Annotated in this window: 19 protein-coding genes; 16 read left to right on the top strand and 3 right to left on the bottom strand. The window is 68.9% G+C overall.

Features of this window, described 5'->3' with window-relative positions; all coding sequences use genetic code 11:
• Positions 1-51: 51 nt before the first annotated feature.
• The 5 genes from AWC18_RS01140 (at position 52) to AWC18_RS01160 (ending at position 4,704) form a co-directional block, all read left to right on the top strand.
• Complete coding sequence (locus AWC18_RS01140; protein WP_085137136.1) at positions 52-963, top strand: DUF58 domain-containing protein; 912 nt, start codon at positions 52-54, stop codon at positions 961-963.
• A gap of 28 nt (positions 964-991) precedes the next feature.
• Entirely contained in the window at positions 992-1,999 is a 1,008-nt protein-coding gene (locus AWC18_RS01145) for a VWA domain-containing protein (RefSeq protein ID WP_064997292.1), read from the top strand.
• Between the two features lie 89 nt (positions 2,000-2,088).
• Complete coding sequence (gene fabG1, locus AWC18_RS01150; protein ID WP_420093292.1) at positions 2,089-2,832, top strand: 3-oxoacyl-ACP reductase FabG1; 744 nt, start codon at positions 2,089-2,091, stop codon at positions 2,830-2,832.
• Positions 2,833-2,865: 33 nt separating this feature from the next.
• Positions 2,866-3,675, top strand: a complete 810-nt coding sequence (gene inhA / locus AWC18_RS01155; protein WP_064997294.1) for an NADH-dependent enoyl-ACP reductase InhA — start codon at positions 2,866-2,868, stop codon at positions 3,673-3,675.
• On the top strand, positions 3,676-4,704 hold the full coding sequence (locus tag AWC18_RS01160) for a ferrochelatase (RefSeq protein WP_064997295.1): 1,029 nt from the start codon (positions 3,676-3,678) through the stop codon (positions 4,702-4,704).
• Between the two features lie 3 nt (positions 4,705-4,707).
• On the opposite strand, the gene AWC18_RS01165 is transcribed toward AWC18_RS01160, so the two are convergent.
• Positions 4,708-5,529 (bottom strand): Rv1486c family protein, encoded by an 822-nt coding sequence (locus tag AWC18_RS01165; RefSeq protein WP_064997296.1) that lies wholly within the window; start codon positions 5,527-5,529, stop codon positions 4,708-4,710.
• A 79-nt stretch (positions 5,530-5,608) separates the two neighbouring features.
• Here AWC18_RS01165 and AWC18_RS01170 point away from each other — a divergent pair, with 79 nt between their 5' ends.
• Genes AWC18_RS01170 through AWC18_RS01180 form a run of 3 tightly spaced genes read left to right on the top strand, consistent with a single transcriptional unit; the run spans position 5,609 to position 7,583 of the window.
• Complete coding sequence (locus AWC18_RS01170) at positions 5,609-6,043, top strand: NfeD family protein (RefSeq protein ID WP_064997297.1); 435 nt, start codon at positions 5,609-5,611, stop codon at positions 6,041-6,043.
• 14 nt (positions 6,044-6,057) lie between these two features.
• On the top strand, positions 6,058-7,203 hold the full coding sequence (locus AWC18_RS01175) for an SPFH domain-containing protein (protein WP_064997298.1): 1,146 nt from the start codon (positions 6,058-6,060) through the stop codon (positions 7,201-7,203).
• Complete coding sequence (locus AWC18_RS01180) at positions 7,200-7,583, top strand: DoxX family protein (RefSeq protein WP_064997299.1); 384 nt, start codon at positions 7,200-7,202, stop codon at positions 7,581-7,583. The genes AWC18_RS01175 and AWC18_RS01180 overlap by 4 nt, the downstream gene beginning before the upstream one ends.
• Before the next feature lie 4 nt (positions 7,584-7,587).
• On the opposite strand, the gene AWC18_RS01185 is transcribed toward AWC18_RS01180, so the two are convergent.
• On the bottom strand, positions 7,588-8,268 hold the full coding sequence (locus tag AWC18_RS01185) for an MIP/aquaporin family protein (RefSeq protein WP_064997300.1): 681 nt from the start codon (positions 8,266-8,268) through the stop codon (positions 7,588-7,590).
• 375 nt (positions 8,269-8,643) lie between these two features.
• On the opposite strand from AWC18_RS01185, the gene AWC18_RS01190 reads away from it, so the two are divergent.
• Together AWC18_RS01190 and AWC18_RS01195 are read left to right on the top strand one after the other, a co-directional pair.
• The gene (locus tag AWC18_RS01190; protein ID WP_085137138.1) at positions 8,644-10,440 is read left to right on the top strand and encodes a DUF2207 domain-containing protein; all 1,797 of its coding nucleotides are present in this window, start codon (positions 8,644-8,646) and stop codon (positions 10,438-10,440) included.
• A 55-nt stretch (positions 10,441-10,495) separates the two neighbouring features.
• Positions 10,496-11,065, top strand: a complete 570-nt coding sequence (locus AWC18_RS01195) for a LemA family protein (RefSeq protein WP_085137140.1) — start codon at positions 10,496-10,498, stop codon at positions 11,063-11,065.
• Here the strand turns inward: AWC18_RS01195 and AWC18_RS01200 are convergent.
• Positions 11,035-11,802 carry a TVP38/TMEM64 family protein gene (locus AWC18_RS01200; protein WP_064997302.1) on the bottom strand — a complete coding sequence of 256 codons (768 nt, stop codon included), beginning with the start codon at positions 11,800-11,802 and terminating at the stop codon, positions 11,035-11,037. The genes AWC18_RS01195 and AWC18_RS01200 overlap by 31 nt on opposite strands.
• A gap of 168 nt (positions 11,803-11,970) precedes the next feature.
• Here AWC18_RS01200 and mutA point away from each other — a divergent pair, with 168 nt between their 5' ends.
• The 6 genes from mutA to AWC18_RS01230 all read left to right on the top strand — a co-directional run bounded on the left by mutA (position 11,971) and on the right by AWC18_RS01230 (position 21,618).
• Positions 11,971-13,887: a methylmalonyl-CoA mutase small subunit gene (mutA, locus tag AWC18_RS01205; protein ID WP_064997303.1), complete on the top strand. Its 1,917-nt coding sequence runs from the start codon at positions 11,971-11,973 to the stop codon at positions 13,885-13,887.
• Between the two features lie 5 nt (positions 13,888-13,892).
• Complete coding sequence (scpA, locus tag AWC18_RS01210) at positions 13,893-16,181, top strand: methylmalonyl-CoA mutase (protein ID WP_064997304.1); 2,289 nt, start codon at positions 13,893-13,895, stop codon at positions 16,179-16,181.
• Entirely contained in the window at positions 16,182-17,171 is a 990-nt protein-coding gene (gene meaB / locus AWC18_RS01215; protein WP_064997305.1) for a methylmalonyl Co-A mutase-associated GTPase MeaB, read from the top strand.
• Between the two features lie 76 nt (positions 17,172-17,247).
• Complete coding sequence (gene lipL, locus AWC18_RS01220; RefSeq protein WP_085137142.1) at positions 17,248-18,513, top strand: esterase/beta-lactamase LipL; 1,266 nt, start codon at positions 17,248-17,250, stop codon at positions 18,511-18,513.
• A 63-nt stretch (positions 18,514-18,576) separates the two neighbouring features.
• A complete protein-coding gene (locus AWC18_RS01225) occupies positions 18,577-19,293 on the top strand; it encodes a thioesterase II family protein (protein WP_064997307.1) in 717 nt (238 codons plus the stop codon).
• 570 nt (positions 19,294-19,863) lie between these two features.
• On the top strand, positions 19,864-21,618 hold the full coding sequence (locus AWC18_RS01230; protein WP_064997308.1) for an AMP-binding protein: 1,755 nt from the start codon (positions 19,864-19,866) through the stop codon (positions 21,616-21,618).
• Positions 21,619-21,726: the final 108 nt, after the last annotated feature.

Consider the following 21,726-nt stretch of genomic DNA (forward strand, 5'->3'; position numbering starts at 1 on the left):
ACCGGGGCTGGCTCGTCCCAGTCGCCCGGAACCAGCAGTACGCCGCCGTCGATGCTGCGCGGCGGAATCCGTGACCCGAAGCTGGCCGCGGCGCTGCGCACCCTCGAGCTCACCGTCAAACGCAAGCTCGACGGCGTGCTGCACGGGGATCATCTCGGTCTGATTCCCGGCCCCGGCTCCGAGCCCGGCGAGTCCCGGCTGTACCAGCCGGGCGACGACGTGCGCCGGATGGACTGGTCGGTCACGGCCCGCACCACCCACCCGCACGTGCGGCAGATGATCGCCGACCGCGAGCTGGAGACCTGGCTGGTGGTCGACATGTCGGCCAGCATGGACTTCGGCACCGCCACCTGCGAGAAGCGCGACCTGGCGGTCGCCGCGGCCTCAGCCATCGTCTACCTCAACAGTGGTGGCGGCAACCGGCTGGGCGCGCTGGTGACCAACGGTCAGAACGTCGTACGAGTGCCGGCCCACTCGGGTCGCAACCACGAGCAGACCCTGCTGCGCACCATCGCCACCATTCCGCGGGCCCCCGTGGGGGTGCGAGGTGACCTGGCGGCGGCCATCGACGCACTGCGCCGGCCGGAACGCCGGCGCGGGATGGCGGTCATCATCAGCGACTTCCTCGGCCCGATCAACTGGATGCGCCCGCTGCGCGCGATCGCCGCCCGTCACGAGGTGCTGGGCATCGAGGTCCTCGACCCGCGCGATGTCGAACTGCCCGACGTCGGCGACGTGGTGCTGCAGGACACCGAAACCGGGGTCACCCGCGAATTCACCATCGACGCCAAGCTGCGCGACGACTTCGCCCGGGCCGCTGTGGCCCACCGCGCCGACGTCGCCCGCGCGCTGCGCAGCTGCGGCGCACCGTTGCTGGGGTTGCGCACCGACCGGGACTGGATTGCCGACATCGTCCGTTTCGTCGAGTCACGCCGGCGCGGCGCGCTGGCGGGGACGCCGTGACCTCGACCCGTACACAGACAGGTCTGTTATGACATTGCCGCTCCTCGGGCCGATGACCCTGACCGGCTTCGCCCACCCGTGGTTCTTCCTGTTCCTGTTGGTGATCCTGGGCCTGGTCGCGCTGTACATCCTCATGCAGGTGGCGCGGCATCGGCGCATCCTGAGGTTCGCCAACATGGAGCTGCTGGAGAGCGTGGCGCCCAAAACGCCCACGCGCTGGCGGCACCTGTCGGCGATCCTGCTGGTCAGCTCGCTGCTGCTGTTCACCGTCGCGATGGCCGGGCCCACCCACGACGTCCGGATCCCGCGCAACCGCGCGGTGGTCATGCTGGTGATCGACGTCTCCCAATCGATGCGGGCCACCGACGTCGCTCCCAGCCGGCTGGCGGCCGCCCAGGAAGCCGGCAAGCAGTTCGCCGACGAACTGACCGCGGGCATCAACCTGGGACTGATCGCCTACGCCGGCACCGCGACCGTGCTGACCTCGCCGACCACCAACCGCGAAGCCACCAAGGCCGCCATCGACAAGCTGCAGCTGGCGGACCGCACCGCCACCGGCGAGGGCATCTTCACCGCACTGCAGGCGATCGCCACGGTGGGCGCTGTCATCGGCGGCGGCGACACGCCACCGCCGGCCCGCATCGTGCTGCTCTCCGACGGTAAGGAGACCGTCCCGTCGAACCCCGACAACCCCAAGGGGGCGTTCACCGCGGCGCGCACCGCGAAGGACCAGGGCGTTCCGGTCTCGACGATCTCGTTCGGCACGGCGTACGGCTACGTCGAGATCAACGAGCAGCGTCAACCGGTGCCGGTCGACGACGAATCGCTGAAGAAGATCGCCGACCTGTCCGGCGGCACCGCCTACACCGCCTCCAGCCTGGCCCAGCTCAAAGAGGTGTACGCCACCCTGCAGGACCAGATCGGCTTCGAGACCATTCGCGGTGACGCCAGCACCGGCTGGCTGCGACTGGGTTCCCTCATCCTGGCGCTGGCCGCGCTGGCGGCACTGCTGCTCAACCGCCGCCTGCCCGCCTGACCCGCGTTGACTCGCGGCCACCAGGGGAATGTGCCGGCAGGCGCTTTGGTGAGCGCAGAGTCAACGGGGAGCACTGATAGGTTATGCCGGTGACTGACAGCGAAACGCCCACCGGAAAGCCGCCATTCGTGTCCCGTTCGGTCCTGGTGACCGGTGGAAACCGGGGGATCGGGCTGGCGATCGCACAGCGCCTGGCCGCCGACGGACACAAGGTGGCGGTGACCCACCGCGGCTCCGGGGCACCCGAGGGACTGTTCGGGGTGGTGTGCGATGTCACCGACAACGCCGCCGTCGACCGCGCCTTCACCGAGGTCGAGGAACACCAGGGCCCGGTCGAGGTGCTGGTGGCCAACGCCGGCATCTCCAAGGACGCCTTCCTGATGCGGATGACCGAGGAGCGCTTCGAAGAGGTCATCAACGCCAACCTCACCGGCGCGTTCCGGGTCACCCAGCGGGCGTCGCGCAGCATGCAGCGCAAGCGCTTCGGCCGGATCATCTACATCGGCTCGGTCTCGGGCATGTGGGGGATCGGCAACCAGGCCAACTACGCGGCGGCCAAGGCGGGCCTGATCGGCATGGCCCGCTCCATCTCTCGCGAGCTGTCCAAGGCCGGCGTCACCGCAAACGTCGTCGCGCCCGGCTACATCGACACCGAGATGACCCGCGCCCTCGACGAGCGCATCCAGCAGGGCGCACTGGACTTCATCCCCGCCAAGCGGGTCGGCACCGCCGAGGAGGTCGCCGGTGCGGTCAGCTTCCTGGCATCCGAGGACGCAAGCTACATCGCCGGCGCGGTCATCCCCGTCGACGGCGGCATGGGCATGGGCCACTAGCGACTCGTTTCAGTTCAAGATAGGGGACTTTTCATGGCAGGCATTCTCGAAGGCAAACGGATCCTGGTCACCGGGATCATCACCGACTCCTCGATCGCGTTCCACATCGCCAAGGTGGCGCAGGAGGCCGGCGCGCAGCTGGTGTGCACCGGCTTCGACCGGCTGCGGCTGATCCAGCGCATCATCGACCGGCTGCCGGAGCCGGCGCCGCTGCTCGAACTCGACGTGCAGAACAACGAGCACCTCGACACCCTGGCCGACCGGGTCACCGAGGTGATCGGTGAGGGCAACAAGCTCGACGGTGTGGTGCACTCCATCGGCTTCATGCCGCAGACCGGCATGGGCATCAACCCGTTCTTCGACGCCCCCTTCGAGGACGTGGCCAAGGGCATCCACATCTCGGCCTACTCCTATGCCTCGCTGGCCAAAGCCCTGCTGCCGATCATGAATCCCGGCGGCGGCATCGTCGGCATGGACTTCGACCCCACCCGGGCGATGCCGGCCTACAACTGGATGACGGTGGCCAAGAGCGCACTGGAGTCGGTGAACCGGTTCGTGGCACGCGAGGCCGGCAAGGTCGGTGTGCGGTCGAATCTGGTTGCCGCCGGGCCGATCCGGACGCTGGCGATGAGCGCGATCGTGGGCGGTGCCCTCGGTGAGGGCGCCGGCGAGCAGATCCGGCTGCTGGAGGAGGGCTGGGACCAGCGGGCCCCGATCGGCTGGGACATGAAGGACCCGACGCCGGTGGCCAAGACGGTCTGCGCGCTGTTGTCCGACTGGTTGCCGTCCACCACCGGAACGGTCGTCTACGCCGACGGCGGCGCGCACACCCAGTTGCTCTGAATGGAGCTCGACGCCGTCCTGCTGCTGTCCTTCGGCGGTCCTGAAGGCCCGGAGCAGGTTCGGCCGTTCCTGGAGAACGTCACCCGGGGACGCGGGGTGCCCCCGGCGCGGCTCGACGCGGTCGCCGAGCACTACCTGCATTTCGGCGGGGTATCGCCGATCAACGGGATCAACCGCGCCTTGGCCGACGCCATGCGTGCCGAAATGCCCGATCTGCCGGTGTATTTCGGCAACCGCAACTGGGAGCCCTACGCCGAGGACGTGGTCGCCCAGATGACGGCCGACGGCGTGCGCCGCGCCGCGGTGTTCCCGACCTCGGCGTGGGGCGGATATTCGGGCTGCGACCAGTACGCCCAGGACATCGCCCGGGCGCGACGGGCGGTCGGGGAGCAGGCACCCGAACTGGTGAAACTGCGCCAGTATTTCGACCACCCGCTGTTCGTGGCGATGTTCGCCGCGGCGATCACCGCGGCCGCCGAGACATTGCCGGCCGGTCTGCGTGATTCGGCGCGGCTGGTGTTCACCGCACATTCCATTCCGGTGAGCGCCGACGCCCGCTACGGGCCACAGCTCTACAGCCGACAGGTCGCCTACGCGACGAGTCTGGTCGCGGCCGCCGCCGGCTACCGCGACTACGACCAGGTGTGGCAGTCACGCTCGGGCCCGCCCCAGGTGCCCTGGCTGGAGCCCGACGTCGAAGCGCACGTGGCGACCCTGGCGAAGGCCGGCGTCCGCGCGGTGATCGTGTGCCCCATCGGCTTCCTCAGCGACAACATCGAAGTGCTCTGGGATCTCGACAACGAAGTCCGCTCCGCGGCCCAGGCGGCCGGAATCGGCTACGCCCGAGCGGCCACGCCCAATGCCGATCGACGGCTGGCCCAGTTGGCCCGCGGCCTGGTCGAGGAGCTGCGGGATGGCACCGCAGCCGAACGCGTCGCCGGTCCGGCAGACCTGGGCTGTGGATTCGGAGTCAACGGGGCGCCGTGCGGTTCGTCGCACTGCTCGGCGGTCGTGGCGCCCGCCGGCTAACGGTCAGGGCCGCCAGGCCGAATGCAGAATCTCGGTCACCGCTGCGCTGCGTGCCGTGCGCACCACGGTCGCCAGCGGCGCAACCGCATCAGCCGCGCGCTGCACCGCGGCCGAAGACTGAGCGCTGGCGGTCAACAGATCGGCGCTGACGGTGATGATCGCCTCGACATGGGCGGCGCTCTGCAGAACGCGCAGCGCCCGATTCGGCGCGTGGTCCGGAATCCGGTGCAGCAGAGCGGCTTCCATCATCTGCTCCACCCGCAGCCGCGGATCCTCCACCCCGTAGTCGGCCCACCGCGAACCGGTGGAGCCCAATGCTTCGGCGGCCGTGCGCACCGCTGAGCGCAACGCGTACTCGGCATCGCCGAGATCGTGCTGTTCACCGGCCGGCAGGCTGGTCAGCGGGAACACGGTCCAGCACAGCTCGCCGCCGTCGGCGTCATCGCAGTACGCCGGAACCAGCCCGACCGGCGAGGCGTCCGCGGGGGCGATCATCACGGCCTCACCGGCGAGGATCGCCTCCCGGGAAAAGGCCGTCCCAGCCGGCAGGCCGCGGACGTCGCCGGGAACCGGGAACACCGGTCGGATGCCGTCTCCGGCGGCCGAGGGGCCGGCACCGCGGACCAACTGCAGCAGGGCGGCCGCGCCGCCGTTGGGCCCGCCGGACCATGCCACACCGGACTCACCGATGCTGATCGCGTCATAGGCGGCAACCGATTGCACTGGTGCCCAGGCCGATAATGCGTCCAGCACATCGTCGGGTGCGGCCCGGCCGGCAAGCCAGGCGTTGGCCCACACCGACAGGGAAGTACTCGGGCACCACATGATGCAAGGCAGTGTAATTGCTGGCGCCGTCGCCGCCGGACCGCACTGGTTCGGGCCTTTGTCGGGCTATTCTGGCCGCATGCCGACTGCCCTGATCTGGTTGGTCTTCGCACTCGGGCTCGCAGGAGCCGAGGCCCTCACCGGCGACATGTTCCTGTTGATGCTCTCCGGTGGTGCGCTGTCGGCGGCCGCATCCAGCGCCCTGACCGATTGGCCGCTGTGGACCGACGGTGCGGTGTTCCTGGTGGTGTCGGTGCTGCTGCTGGTGCTGGTACGTCCGGTGCTGCGCCGCCGGCTGTGGGCGGCACCGGGTGACGACACAGGGGTACTGGCGCTGCAGGGCAAGACCGCGCTGGTGCTCGACCGCGTGGAACTGCACGCCGGCCGGGTGAAGCTGAACGGCGAGGTGTGGACGGCCCGACCGCTCGCCGACGGCGACGTCTTCGAACCGGGGGAGCAGGTCACCGTGCTGCACATCGACGGAGCGACCGCGGTGGTCGGCAAGATCGTGTAACGAGAGGAATCGTCATGGAAGGTGTCACAACCGGGCTGCTGCTGCTGGCCGTGTTGGTGGTGTTCGCGGCGATCGTGGTCGCCAAGTCGGTTGCGCTGATCCCGCAGGCCGAGGCGGCGGTGATCGAGCGACTCGGCCGGTACAGCCGCACCGTCAGCGGTCAGCTGACCATGCTGGTTCCCTTCATCGACCGGGTGCGGGCCCGCATCGACCTGCGCGAACGGGTGGTGTCGTTCCCGCCGCAGCCGGTGATCACCGAGGACAACCTGACGCTCAACATCGACACCGTCGTCTACTTCCAGGTCACCAACCCCAAGGCCGCGGTGTATGAGATCAGCAACTACATCGTCGGTGTGGAGCAGCTGACCACCACCACACTGCGCAACGTGGTCGGCGGAATGACCTTGGAACAGACGTTGACCTCCCGTGAGGTGATCAACAGCCAGCTGCGTGGCGTGCTCGACGAGGCCACCGGGCGCTGGGGTCTGCGGGTGGCCCGGGTGGAGCTGCGCAGCATCGACCCGCCGCCGTCGATCCAGGCGTCGATGGAGAAGCAGATGAAGGCGGACCGCGAGAAGCGGGCCATGATCCTGACCGCCGAGGGCCAGCGCGAGGCCGCGATCAAACAGGCCGAGGGACAGAAGCAGTCCGAGATTCTGACCGCCGAGGGCGCCAAGCAGGCGGCGATCCTGGCCGCCGAGGCCGAGCGGCAGTCGCGGATGCTGCGGGCCCAAGGTGAGCGGGCCGCCGCCTACCTGCAGGCCCAGGGCCAGGCCAAAGCGATCGAGAAGACCTTCGCCGCGATCAAGGCCGCCCGGCCCACCCCCGAGTTGCTGGCCTACCAGTACCTGCAGGTACTGCCGGAGATGGCGCGCGGTGAGGCAAACAAGGTGTGGGTGGTGCCCAGTGATTTCGGCACCGCACTGCAGGGCTTCACCAAGCTGCTGGGTGCGCCCGGTGAAGACGGTGTCTACCGCTACCAGCCCTCACCGGTCGACGATCAGCCGAACCGGCACGTGGACGACAGCGACGAAGTCGCCGACTGGTTCACCACCCAGACCGATCCGGCGATCGCTCAGGCCGTCGCCAAGGCCGAGGCCGATGCGCGCAAGCCGGTCGAGGGCATTCTCCCACCGCAGCTCGATCCCGGTCCGGCGTGAGCGCGCTGACGGCGCGTTCCACGTACGCGGCCCTGGCCGCATTCCTGGCGGGCGACGCCGTGGCCTCGGCGATCCCGGTGCCCTACGTCGCGGCGAACATGGACGCCATGGGAATCCCGGAGGATATTCGCTGGGCGGTCCCGGTGGCCAAAGCCGCCACCGCGCTGGGGCTGGCCTCGGTGTTCCGCTTCCCGGGCGCGGCCCGACTGACCACCGGGTTGTTGACGTTGTATTTCGCGGGGGCACTGGGCATCCACCTGCGGGTGCGCAACCGGATCGCCAACATCGTGCCCGCGGTGCTGCTGTTGCTGGTCTTCGCCTCGATGACGGTCGTGGGCCCGGACACCGGCAGGAGCGGAGTACGGGCCCCGGCGTCCTAGACCGCTATCCCCGCCGGGCGGCCGCGGTGTACTCGTCGAGGGTGGTCGCCTTATAGGCGTAGGCCGCCACGGCGGCGCCGAGCAGCTGGGCGAACAGGTAGACCCAGAGGAACTTCCAGGAGAAGACCCCGGACAGCATCAGGCCGAAGGTGATGGCGGGGTTGAATGCGGCACCCGAGATGGAGCCGACCGCCACCACGCCGACCGTCACCACGAAACCGATCGCCAGCCCGTAGAAGCTGTTGCCGGCGCTGTCCTTACTGGTCGCGGTGTGCAGAACGACGTAACACAACGTGAACGTGAACACTGCCTCGGCCAACAACGCCGCCCAGACATTGCCGGTCAGATCCAGCGCCCCGGGGGAGTACTTGTCGTGCCACAACCCGAATCCCACGCTGAAGGCGGCCAGCGCCCCGACCAATTGCGCCACGATGTAAGGGCCCAGATCGCCCAGCGGCAGGGCACCCCGCAGATAGGCGGCCACCGAAACCGCGGGATTGAGGTGACCGCCCGAGATGTGGCCGCTGGCGTAGACCATCACCATCAGCACCGAGCCGATGCCCACGGCGGTGGCGGCAACGCAATCGCTGCCCGACAGGACGATACCGAGCACCGCGAACATGAAGACGAACGTCCCGATCATCTCGGTCAGATATTTGCGCACCGCGGCATTGCGATCAGCCATTGATCCGGTCCCTTCAATCCGTCGAGCGCAGCTCGAATTTGCGGCGGGCCAAGATTTGGCGCCAGGAAAACTTTAACGCCGGCAGCGGTGTTACCCCTGGCAGCCTGGGGCCGTAGTGGACCGAATTGTTGCGCGATTGAGCTGGCCCCGCTGCCATTTCTCGGCCCGCGTCGGCGCTTTTTCGCGCCAATCGACTTTCGCGGTTCTTCGATTGGAAACCGCCTCGGGGTGTGAGAATCAGCCGGTTGTGTTCCGCCGTGTGGAGGGAGACCGCGGTTGGTGCTGCTGGCGGTCGTCGGTGGGATCGTCCTGGCGGTCGTCGCGTATCAATTCCTCCGGCGATTCCGACACGGCAGGCGATTAGGCGTTGCTGCGATGCTCGTTGCGCTGACGGGCCTGGGGATCTGCTGGCCGCTGTTGCACCAGCTTTATCTGAGCAGTGCCGCCGCCCACGTGAACGGCCCGGCCATCGACCCGGATTCCACGATCACCGACTACACCGCGACATACCGGATCGACGCCGACGGACGGCTGCTGGCGACCGAAGTGCTGACGGTGGCATCGCCCGGCTCCCGCCACGGCATCTTCCGGTTCTTCCCGGCAGCCGATCCCACCGACCCGCATGCTCGGCTCATTCCCACCGTCACCGCCATCACCCTCGATGACCGGCCGGTACCGGTGAGCTACTCGTGGCGAGACGACCGCAGCATCTTCGTGGCCCAGATCGGCGACCCGGAAGCGATGGTCAGCCCGGGCCTGCACGTGTACTCGATCAGTTACACCATCGACGGTGTGCTGGCGGAACCGCCCAGCGCGCCGGGCAGCTTCACCCGGCAGGCGGGCGCCAACCCGGCTGCGCCGACGGCCTCGTTCTACTACAACGTGGTCGGGTTCTGGGCGATGAAGATCAGCGCCGCTCGGGCGGTGATCGAGCTGCCGGGCACGTCAGGCCTGGTGCAGTGCGCGGCCGACGCCGACGGGGCGACACCGTGCGACATCGACGGCGCCGGCACCGAACGGGTCACCGTCACCGCGGTGAATCTGCCGCCGCAGAACCCGGTCACCCTTCGGATAGACCTGCAGGTACCGCTGCCCGACCGTGCCACCCTGCCGTGGCCGGTGCGGTTCGACAAGATCCTGGGCCGCTCGGTGTCGACCGTCGCCATGCTGGCGTTGCTGTCGGGTCTGACGGCGCTGGCCGGATACGGATGGGCGCGCTCGTCGCGTGAACCCGACCCGGGTCAGCCGGTGATGTACGTTCCGCCGGACGGGCTCGGGCCGGTGCAGACCGTCTACATCGTCAAGGAGAAGGTCGATGAGCACGCTCTGGTCGCCACCCTGCTGTACCTGGCGGAGCGGGGCGTGGTGCGACTGGCCGGCGGGGGATCGCAGAAGTGGACCATAACCGGCTCGGGCACCGCCGCGCAGTGGGCGGAGCTGGACCCGGTGAGCCGCAAGGTCGGTGAGGCGTTGGGGGTGACGGGCGACGGCGGCGTCTTTCGTGCGAACGGCAGCGTGAAGGCCGGCAAGAAACTCAGTGAGGCCGCTGCGGAGCTGAAGTCGAGCTGTACCGAGTGGGCCCAGAGCACCGGCCTGATGGTGACGTCCCGATCGGAGAAGATAGGCCGCGTCGCGGTGATTCTGGCGATGCCGATGGCGGTGGCGGGATTCTTCGGCCTGTTCACGCTGACCATCTGGGGTCTGCCGTTCGCCGCGTTCGTCATCGGCGGTATCGGTCTGCTGAGCACGGGCGTGGGTACCCGGCGCACCCCGTCCGGGCGCGCGGTGTGGTCACGGGCGGCCGGTTTCGAGCGGCTGCTGACCACCCCCTCCAGCGAAGACCGGTTCGATTTCGCCGCGCGCAGGGATCTGTTCACCGCCTACATCCCCTATGCGGCGGCATTCGGCGCCGCGGACGGCTGGGCGGAGAGATACCGGACCGCGGTCGGCGCCGAACCACCCAGTCCGCAGTGGTATCCGGTGCGGGCGTCCAGTAGCCCCGCCGCGCTGTACTCCTCGAGTGGCTTCGCCGGATTCGACTCGGCGGTAGCCGCCTCGATCAGCGCCTACCGCAGTTCACAGAGCTCGTCGTCGAGCTCGAGCGGATCAAGTTTCAGCAGTGGCGGGGGCAGCTGGGGTGGCGGCGGCGGTGGGGGAGGCGGTACCTGGTGAGCCGAATTGCTCTGGACCGCAACACCAAACAACATCAACAGAAAGAGGCGCGCCGATGAACAGCACTGTTGCCTTCGCCGTTGGGGTGATCCTGCTGGTGGCCCTGGCCGCCTTCGCAGTGGCGGCCTTCAACCTGCTGCGCCGGCTCGACGTCAGAGTCAGTGAGGCACTGAGCGGTATCGACGTCCAACTGACCCGCCGGGCCGACCTGGTGCCCAACCTGATCAACGCGGTCAAAGGGTATGCGGCGCATGAGCAGAAGATCTTCGACGAGGTGACCGCCGCCCGCACCGGGGCGACCCGGGCAGCGGCCACCGGAACCGTCGATGACAAGTCGCAGGCGCAGGCCCGGCTGGATCGGGCGATCGGCACCGTGCTCGCGGTGGCCGAGAACTATCCCGACCTGAAGGCCTCAGCCAACTACCTGCAGCTACAGGACCAGCTCGCCGACACCGAGAGTCAGTTGGCGTTCGCCCGGCAGTACTACAACGACGCGGCCGCGAGCCTGAACCAGCGGGTGGTGACCATCCCGTGGATGTTCTTCACCGGTCTCGCCGGCGTCGGTAAGCGGCCGTTCTACCAGGCGCCGCCGGGTCAGCAGGGCCCACCGCAGGTGCAGTTCTGATCCTGCTGAGGGACCACAACGGCCTCAGCCGTGCTGGGGTGCGATCGGTGCGAGCGCACCTCGTAGACCAGCAGGGCCGCTCCGACCGCAGCGGTGCACGCCGACACCGCGAACAGCAGCGGACTCACCTCACCGGTCAGGGCGTCGCCGAGCACCACCACCGCAGCCGTGCCCGGCAGCAGCCCGACCAGGGTCGCCGCCGTGTAGGGCACCAGCCGCACCGCCGACGCGCCGGCGGCATAGTTGATCACCGAGAACGGGATCGCGGGAATCAACCGCAGCGACACCACCGCCGGCCAGCCCCGCTGATGAAGGCGGGCGTCGAGGGAGTCCAGCCGCGGATGACGCACCACCCGGCTCAGCTGCCACCCGAAAACCCGCATCACGACCAGCACCCCCACCGCGCTCAACGCGCTGGCCACCACCGCCAGGAGAACACCCAGCCACGGGCCGAACAGCAGACCAGCGGCCAGGGTGAACGCGGTCCGCGGGAAGGGGAACACCGTCACCACGGTGTGCGCCACCAAGAACGCCACCGGGAACCACGGCCCCAACGCCTGCGCCCAGTCCCGCAGCTGCACCGCGGAGGGCACCGGGACCAGCAGCGCCACCGCGACCAGGCAGGCGATGACCGCCGTTGTCCACGCCAGCCGTCGTAGCGCCACCTGGCGCGCGGTGGCGACAAATGCTGACCAGGCACCACGCAGCACCTGCGGGATTCGGGTCGCGGCGGGCATCACGGCACCCAAGACTACGGGCCGACGGTAAACACCTCGTGTCACGCCGAGGGGGTTTCGCGGCTCGGCATACCTCACCCGTGTCGGCCGACGGGCATCATTTAGCCTGGTTGACACATGTCGGGTAGCGCTTCAACAGCTACTCATGAGTAACCACAGGAGTCGCCGGTGTCAATCGACGTGTCCGCCCAACCCGCCGGGCTGGAGCAGGCCCGCGCCCGCTGGCGTGCCGCCGTGGCCGGCGTGCTGGCCAAGAGCGCGCGCCGCGAGCCGGCCGAGATCGACGCCGAGACCGGCGGTGAGCCCGAGCGGCTGCTGGACACCCCGGTGGAGGGGCTGGCCGGGCAGGGCGGATTCGCCGTCCGGGCGCTCTACACCGCGTTGGACGAGCTGCCGGAGCCGCCGTTGCCGGGCCAGTGGCCCTACGTCCGCGGGGCCGACGCCCGGCGTGACGTCAACACCGGCTGGAAGGTCGCCGAAGTCTTTCCCATCGGCGGGCCGGGCTCGGCCGCGGACGCCAACGGCGCCGTCCTGAGCGCCCTGACCGACGGGGTCAGCGCGCTGACTCTGCGGGTCGGTGAGCAGGGGGTGGCGGCCGCCGAGCTGCGGCGCGTCTTCGACGACGTCTACCTGGACCTGGTTCCCGTGCTGCTCGACGGCGCCGGTGCCGATGACTTCACCGCCGCCGCCGAGACCATGCTGGCGCTGGTCGACGCGCTCGAGCCGGACAACCGCGCCAACCTGTCGGTGGACCTGGGCGCCGACCCGCTGACCGCACCGCTGACGGATCGTCCGGCTCCGTCGATCGACGAGGTGATCGCGGTGGCGACGCGGTCCATCGGCCGCCCGGGCGTGCGGGCCATCTCCGTCAACGGCCCGGCCCTGCACAATCTGGGCGCGGGCGCCTCAGGGGAGCTGGCCGCCGCACTGGCCGCAGCCGTGGCCTACCTGCGCCTGCTCATCGAGGCCGGCCTGTCGGTGGCCGACGCCGCCCGCCAGATCAGCTTCCGGATCGCCGCCGACGACGACCAATTCATCACGATCGCCAAGATCCGGGCGGTGCGCCAGCTCTGGGCACGGGTCACCGAGGTGGCCGGGGCACCGGAAGCCGGCGCCGCGATCGTGCACGCCGAGACCTCGCTGGCGATGATGACGCAGCGCGACCCGTGGGTGAACATGCTGCGCACCACGCTGGCCGCCTTCGGCGCAGGAGTCGGCGGGGCTGACACCGTGCTGGTGTGGCCGTTCGACACGGTGATTCCGGGCGGGCAGCCCGGCACGTCGACCACGTTCTCGCGCCGGATCGCCCGCAACACCCAACTGCTGCTGCTCGAAGAGTCCCACCTGGGCCAGGTGCTGGACCCGGCCGGCGGCTCCTGGTTCGTCGAAGACCTCACCGAACAGTTGGCGCAGCAGGCCTGGGGGCAATTCCAGGAGATCGAGGCGCGCGGTGGATTCGAGGCCGCCCGCGAGCACATCGGCGAGCGGATCGCCGCGGTCGCCGCGGCCCGAGCCGACGACATCGCGCATCGGCGCAGCGCGATCACCGGCGTCAACGAGTTCCCGAACCTTGACGAGCCGCCACTGCCGCCGTCGGCGACGCAGCATGGCCCGGCCGGCGTGCGACGCTACGCGGCGCAGTTCGAGGAGTTGCGCGACCGCTCCGACGCGTACCTGGCCCGCACCGGCGCCCGGCCGCAGGTGTTGCTGGTGCCGCTGGGACCGATGGCCGAGCACAACATTCGGACCACCTTCGCCGCCAATCTGCTTGCCTCCGGCGGCATCGCGGTGATCAACCCCGGCACGGTGGACGCCGATCAGGTGGCCGCCGCCGTGGCCGACGCCGGCTCGCCGGGCGCGGCGGTGCTGTGTGGCAGCGACGCCCGCTACCGCGCGGAAGCGGCCGCGGTCATCGGGGCGGCCCGTAGCGCCGGCGTCGACCGGGTCTACCTCGCAGGGCCGGCCTCGGCTCTGGCGGATCCTGACGGCGCAGCCCAAACCGATTCGAAGCCAGACGACTACCTGACCATGAAAATCGATGCGGTGCAGGCGTTGTCGGACTTACTGACCCGATTGGGGGCCTGAGAGCCATGACCACGAGTACCTCGCACGGCACGCTCGGCAGCTTCGCCGACGTCGCACTGCACAGCGACCGTGTCACCGCTCCGGTGACCGAGAGCGCTGTGGCCGAGCATGTTGCGGCCGCCGCGGCCGCACATGGCTACACGCCCGAGCAGCTGGAATGGCACACCCCGGAAGGCATCGCGGTCAAGCCGGTGTTCACCGCCGCCGATCGCTCCGCCGCGGTCGCCGAGGGATACCCGCTGGACAGCTTCCCCGGCGAGGCGCCCTTCGTGCGCGGCCCCTATCCGACGATGTATGTCAACCAGCCGTGGACGATTCGCCAGTACGCGGGGTTCTCGACCGCGGCCGACTCCAACGCGTTCTACCGCCGCAACCTCGCGGCCGGGCAGAAAGGCCTGTCGGTCGCTTTCGACCTGGCCACTCACCGCGGCTATGACTCGGATCACCCCCGCGTGCAGGGCGACGTCGGAATGGCCGGAGTGGCAATCGATTCCATTCTGGACATGCGCCAACTGTTCGACGGGATCGACTTGGGCTCGGTCAGCGTCTCGATGACCATGAACGGCGCCGTGCTGCCGATTCTGGCGCTGTATGTGGTGGCCGCAGAGGAGCAGGGAGTGCCGCCGGAGAAGCTGGCCGGCACCATCCAGAACGACATCCTCAAAGAGTTCATGGTCCGCAACACCTACATCTATCCGCCGAAGCCGTCGATGCGGATCATCTCCGACATCTTCGCCTACACCAGCGCGAAGATGCCCAAGTTCAATTCCATCTCGATCTCCGGCTACCACATCCAAGAGGCCGGTGCCACAGCCGATCTCGAGTTGGCCTACACGCTGGCCGACGGGGTGGACTACATCAAGGCCGGCCTGGACGCCGGTCTGGACATCGACAAGTTCGCGCCCCGGCTGTCGTTCTTCTGGGGCATCGGGATGAACTTCTTCATGGAGGTCGCCAAGCTGCGTGCGGGCCGGCTGCTGTGGAGCGAGCTGGTCGCCCGCTTTGACCCCAAGAGTTCGAAATCGCTGTCACTGCGCACGCATTCGCAGACCTCTGGTTGGTCGCTGACCGCCCAGGACGTCTTCAACAACGTGGCGCGAACCTGCATCGAGGCGATGGCCGCCACGCAGGGCCACACCCAGTCGCTGCACACCAACGCCCTTGACGAGGCGCTGGCGTTGCCCACCGACTTCTCCGCACGCATCGCGCGCAACACCCAGCTGCTGCTGCAGCAGGAGTCGGGCACCACCCGGCCGATCGACCCGTGGGGCGGTTCCTACTACGTGGAATGGCTGACCCATCAGTTGGCGCAGCGCGCCCGGGCCCACATCGCAGAGGTCGAGGCGCACGGCGGCATGGCCCAGGCCATCAGCGACGGCATTCCGAAGCTGCGCATCGAGGAGGCCGCCGCCCGCACGCAGGCCCGGATCGACTCCGGGCGTCAGCCGCTGATCGGCGTCAACAAGTACCAGGTCGCCGAAGACCATGAGATCGAGGTGCTCAAGGTCGAGAACAGCCGGGTCCGCGCCGAGCAGCTGGCCAAGCTGCAGGCGCTGCGCGCCGAGCGTGACGAGTCGGCCTGCCAGGCCGCGCTGGCCGAGCTGACCCGGGCGGCCGGCGCCAGCGGCCCGGCAGGAGAGGACGGCCTCGGCAACAATCTGCTGGCGCTGGCGATCGACGCCGCCCGGGCCAAGGCCACACTCGGAGAGATCTCCGACGCCCTGGAGAAGGTATACGGTCGCCACCAGGCCGAGATCCGCACGATCTCCGGCGTCTACCGTGACGAAGTCGGAAAGGGCAGCAATATCGCTAGCGCATCCGCCCTGGTCGAGAAGTTCGCCGAGGCCGACGGCCGCCGGCCCCGCATCCTGGTCGCCAAGATGGGCCAGGACGGGCACGACCGCGGCCAGAAGGTCATCGCCACCGCGTTCGCCGACATCGGCTTCGACGTGGACGTGGGCGCCCTGTTCTCCACGCCGGAGGAGGTCGCGCGCCAGGCCGCCGACAACGACGTGCACGTGGTCGGGGTGTCCTCACTGGCGGCGGGGCACCTGACCCTGGTGCCGGCCCTGCGCGACGCACTGGCGCAGGTGGGTCGCCCCGACATCACGATCGTGGTCGGCGGCGTCATTCCGCCCGGCGACTTCGAGGAGCTCTATGCCGCCGGCGCCACCGCGATCTTCCCGCCCGGCACGGTGATCGCCGACGCCGCGGTGGACCTGCTGAAGACCCTCGCGTCGAAGCGCGGCTACGAACTCACCGACCAGGAAGAACCGGCGGCAGACCAGAAGTAGATGGCCGACAACGTGTCTGACACCGTTGCGCAGTTGGCGGAAGCGGTGCGCGCCGGCGACCGCTCCGTGCTGCCCCGGGCCATCACCCTGGTCGAGTCCACTCGCGCCGACCATCGCCAGCAGGCGCAGGAACTGCTGCTGGCGCTGTTGCCGGACGCCGGCGGGGCGCGGCGAGTGGGCATCACCGGGGTTCCCGGAGTGGGCAAGTCGACCACCATCGAAGCCCTCGGGATGCACCTCATCGAGCAGGGCCACCGGGTCGCGGTGCTGGCGGTCGACCCGTCGTCCACGCGCACCGGGGGTTCGATCCTGGGGGACAAGACCCGGATGCAGCGGCTGGGGTCGCACGAACGCGCCTACATCCGCCCGTCGCCGACCTCGGGCACGCTGGGCGGGGTCGCCAGGGCCACCCGCGAGACAGTGGTGCTGCTGGAGGCCGCCGGCTTCGACGTGATCCTGATCGAGACCGTCGGCGTCGGCCAATCCGAGGTGACGGTCGCCAACATGGTCGACACCTTCGTCTTCTTGACGCTGGCCCGCACCGGCGACCAGTTGCAGGGCATCAAGAAGGGCGTGCTGGAGCTGGCCGACATCGTGGTGGTCAACAAGGCCGACGGGGACCACCTGGCCGAGGCGCGGCTGGCCGCGCGGGAGTTGTCGACCGCTATTCGGCTCATCTATCCCCGTGAAACGCTGTGGCGACCGCCGGTGTTGACGATGAGCGCCCTCGAGGGAACCGGGCTGTCGGAATTCTGGGACACCGTGGAGCGGCATCGGCAGACGCTGATCGACGCCGGCGAGTTCGACGCCCGGCGGCGGGCGCAACAGGTGGACTGGACCCGCCAGCTGGTGCGCGACGCGGTGCTCGAGCGCGCACTGTCGGATCCGGCTGTGCGCGAGGTGCGCGCGAAAGTGGAGCAGCAGGTGCTCAGCGGCGAGTTGACCCCCGCGCTGGCGGCCCAGCGAATCCTCGGGGCGATCTGGGACTAGGCGACGGGGCCGAATCCGGGTGTCTGTGCGCTAATTCGAGTTATGGGCAGCCGGTCAGCGCGGTAGATTGCCAGCTATGACACAGCATTTCGACAGTCGTCAGGCGGGGCTTCCGGCGAACGTGCAGGGCGCCGCGGACCCCAATTTCGCCTGGGCTGTGCGCGCCTTCGCCGCGATGTTCCCGGGCCGCCGCTACGGGGGCGGGGCGCTGGCCGTGTATCTGGACGGCGAACCGGTGGTGGACGTCTGGACCGGGTGGTCGGATCGGGCGGGGCGGGTGCCGTGGTCGGCCGACACCGGCGCCATGGTCTTCTCGGCGACCAAGGGCGCGGCCTCGACGGTCATCCACCGGCTGGTCGACCGGGGGCTGATCGACTACGACGTGCCGGTCGCGCAGTACTGGCCGGAATTCGGGGCAAGGGGCAAGTCGGCGATCACGGTGCGCGAGCTGATGGCGCACCGGGCCGGGCTGACCCACCTCAAGGGGGTCAGCAAGGCCGACCTGCTGGACCACGTCGGGATGGAGTCGCGGCTGGCCGCCGCGGCGCCGGGTCCCGAACGCGGAAAACCCGCCTACCATGCGCTGACCTATGGATGGCTGCTGTCGGGTCTGGCCCGGGCCGTGACCGGCACCGGCATGCGCGAGCTCTTCCGCTATGAGCTCGCCGGACCGCTGGGCACCGACGGATTGCACCTGGGGCGGCCTCCGGCCGACGCACCCACGGTCGCCGCGGAGATCATCATGCCCCAGCGCAGTCGCCGGAACCGGCTCATGGAGGTGCTGGCGCCCAGGGCGGCGGCGATGATGCCCTACGGGGGCTTCGGCGCCATCTACTTTCCTGGTGTGATGGACAGCGTGCGGGGTGACATCCCGCTGCTGGACACCGAGGCCGCCGCCGTCAACGGGGTGGCCACCGCGCGCAGCCTGGCCCGTCTGTACGGCGCCCTGGCCAACGGCGGGCAGATCGACGGCACCCAGCTGCTGTCTCGCCGGCTCGTGGACGGCCTCACCGGTCGGCGCAGTCTGCAGTTGGACCGCTCGGTGGTGTTCCCGCTGGCGTTCCACCTGGGTTATCACGCCGTGCCGATCGGATCGGTGCTGCCCGGATTCGGCCACGTCGGGCTGGGCGGCTCGATGGGGTGGGCTGATCCGGCCTCGGGGTTGGCGTTCGGTTACGTGCACAACCGGTTGGTGACCCCGTTCCTCGCCGTCGACCACGCCGGATTCATCGGCACCGCGGCGCTGCTTCGCCGTGGTGCCGCACAGGCCCGCCTGCGCGGCTACCGCCCGATCCCGCAACTGGGGGAGCCGTTCGCCGAGCGCAACGCCGCCACCGGGTAAGTGAACGGGCGCCGGGGGCAGGAGGGACCCGCTCGCGTGCTGGCCCGCCGGTAGGGTTGCCGAGTGACTGACCGTACGCCGAAGCTCTACATCTTCCCGCATGCCGGCGGATCGCCGCAGTACTATGTGCCGTTCTCCAAGACGTTCACCACCGACGTCAAGCGCATCGGGGTGCAATACCCGGGCAAGGGCGGAACACACGACCTCGGTGCCTTCACCAGTATCGAAGACCTCGCCGACCAGGTCTGTAAGACGGTCGCGCCGCCGGCCCCGTCCGATGGCCCGGTGGCCTTCTTCGGACACAGCATGGGCGCGCTGCTGGGGTTCGAGGTGGCTCGCCGCTTCGAGGCGGACGGACATCGGATCGCCGCGCTCTTCGTGTCGGCGGCCGGTGCGCCGGGCCGCGCCGGCTACGACAACATTCCCGAGTCCGATCGCGGCCTGCTGGATGCGATGAGCACCATGACGGGCGTCAACCCCGAATTCTTGGAGAACGAGGAGTTCGCGGCCAAGATTCTGCCGACGCTGCGCGGCCTGAAAGCCATCGCGAACTACGACTGCCCACCCGAGGCGCGGGTGTCCTGTCCGATCTTCGCTTTCCATGGTGACGAAGATGACGTTGCCACCGCGGAAAAGGTGGGGCCGTGGGCGGAGCGCACCACGGCCGAATTCAGCGCGCGGGTGTTCACCGCGCCCGGTCACCACTTCTACCTCAACGAACACCTGCCGGAAGTGGTCGGTGACATCGAAAAAAAGATCGCCCAGTACTGCCGGGAATGACTGGTCGAACCCGACCCGGAATGTGAATGGACACTTGATGCCGAAGTTACTCGTGATGCGCGCCAATGACTTCTCCGCTACTATGGCGGATCTGCTGCGTTTGCGCTGTATGCGGGCCATAAATTGCCTGTCAACAGAGCGTCCGTGGTAGCCTCCGCGGGAGGGAAACGCCTGGGATGTCGGGGTCCAAGGAGTTTTAGGCAGGTTCCAAACATCCAGAAGGGGTACCCGTGTCGTTGGTCGAATCTTCCGCACCGGCCGTGTCGGCCGGGCGATCTCGGCGCTCGGAGATCCCCGCCCCCATTTCCGCCCGGCACTGCGAGCAGCCACCGTGCGCTGAGGCTGACGTATACAGCTGAGCACGCCGTCAGGGATGCCCGCCAGACTCGATCCCGCGGTGGGACCCATCCCAAATGTCGCTTATCCAATTGCATACCTCCGCTGTGCAGGGACCTTGCGCAGCGAACCGTCAGTTCGGAGAGCACGTGTAAACGACTCTCGACGGGGGGACGAACTACTCAGCAGGTTTGAGGTCCCCGACCTGGCAGCGCAGAAGGAGAAGACATACCAATGTCGGTAACTGAAACGCACATCCCGACCATCCTGGCCAATCTTGAGCGGGACCGGCCGGACGAGCCGGCATACACCTTTATCGACTTCGACGTCGACCCGGCCGGCTACCGCGAGACCCTGACGTGGGCGCAGTTGCGCAACCGCGCGCGGGTGGTGGCGGCCGAACTGGCGACCTGTGCCTCACCTGGGGACCGGGTGGCGATCCTGGCTCCGCAGAGCCTCGAGTACATCGTCGGCTTCTACGGCGCACTGGAGGCGGGCATGATCGCCGTTCCGCTGCCGGTACCGATGTTCGGCGTGCACGACGAGCGCGTGTCGGCGGCGCTGCGCGACAGTGCTCCGGCCGCGATCCTGACGACCTCGGCGGCTGTCGGCGACATCGCCAGCTCGATCAAGGGCCTGGGCGGCAAGCCTCCGGTGGTCATCGAGGTCGACGCCCTGGACCTCGACTCCGAGCCGGTGGCCGCACCGGGCGCGACGGCGCAGACCAAGATCGCCTTCCTGCAGTACACGTCCGGGTCGACCCGGACACCCGCCGGCGTCATGGTCACCCACGCCAACGCCGTGTCGAACATGCATCAGATGGCTTCGGACACCTTCGCACTGACCGGCGGCACGCCGCCGGAGGAGCTCAACATCGTGTCCTGGATGCCCTTCTACCACGACCTGGGCCTGCTGGGCACCGTCATCTTCCCGCTGGTCCTGCAGCGGCACACGGTGCACATGAGCCCCATGGCATTCCTGGCGAAGCCGGCCCGGTGGTTGCAGGAACTGGCCAAGGCTCCGATCGGCTTCACCGGTGGACCCAACTTCGCCTATGAGCTGGCCGTGCGGCGGACCTCCGACGAGGACTTGGCCGGACTGACCTTGGCCAACGTGCACACGTTCTGTCTCGGTGCGGAGCGCATTCACGCCGCGACACTGCGCCGGTTCGTCGACCGCTTCGCCAAGTTCGGCATCGACCCGGCCGCCCTGCGCCCGGGCTACGGTCTGGCCGAGGCCAGCGTGTACCTCACGTCGAACACGCCGGGCACCCCGCCGCCGACGCCGCGGTTCGACTACACCAAGTTGGCCGACGGCACGGCCGAGCCGAGCGGTCCGGACGGCGGAGTCGAGTTGGTCAGCTGCGGGGTTCCGCGGGCCTGCACCATCCGGATCGTGGACCCCGAGACACGCACCGAGAACCCCGAGGGGAAGGTCGGCGAGGTCTGGACGCACGGCCCCAACGTTGCGGCGGGTTATTGGCACAACCAGCAGGCCACCGAAGCCACCTTCGGCGGCAAGCTGGTCGACCCCTCGCCGGGGACGCCGCAGGGCCCCTGGCTGATGACCGGCGACCTCGGGGTCATCTCCGACGGCGAGCTCTACATCGTCGGGCGGATCAAGGACCTGCTGATCGTCGACGGGCGTAACCACTACCCGGACGACATCGAGGCCACCGTTTCGGAGATCACCGGTGGGCGTGTTGCCGCGATCTCGATCCCCAACAGCCAGTCTGAGCAGCTCGTGACGATCGCGGAGTTCAAGAGCAGGGGTTCCGAAGCGGAGATCCAGGACAGACTGACCGAGGTGCGCCGCAAGGTGACCGCCGCGCTGTCCAAGGCACACGGCCTGGTCAGCGGTGACCTGGTCCTGGTGTCGCCGGGCGCCATCCCGATCACGACCAGCGGCAAGATCCGCCGTTCCAGCTGTGTGGAGATCTACCAACGTGATGGGTTCGACCGACTGGATGCTACTGCTCGGTCTGTATGACAGATGACGAGCTGCTCGCGCGGCTCTCGGGGAGGTTGAGTTGAGCGAGAAGAGTGCTGCGCCGGTCGGGGGGCCGGATCGTCGGGCGATTGTTGCTGAGGCGCTGCG

The organism is Mycolicibacter nonchromogenicus (assembly GCF_002101775.1).
Classification (GTDB): domain Bacteria; phylum Actinomycetota; class Actinomycetes; order Mycobacteriales; family Mycobacteriaceae; genus Mycobacterium; species Mycobacterium nonchromogenicum.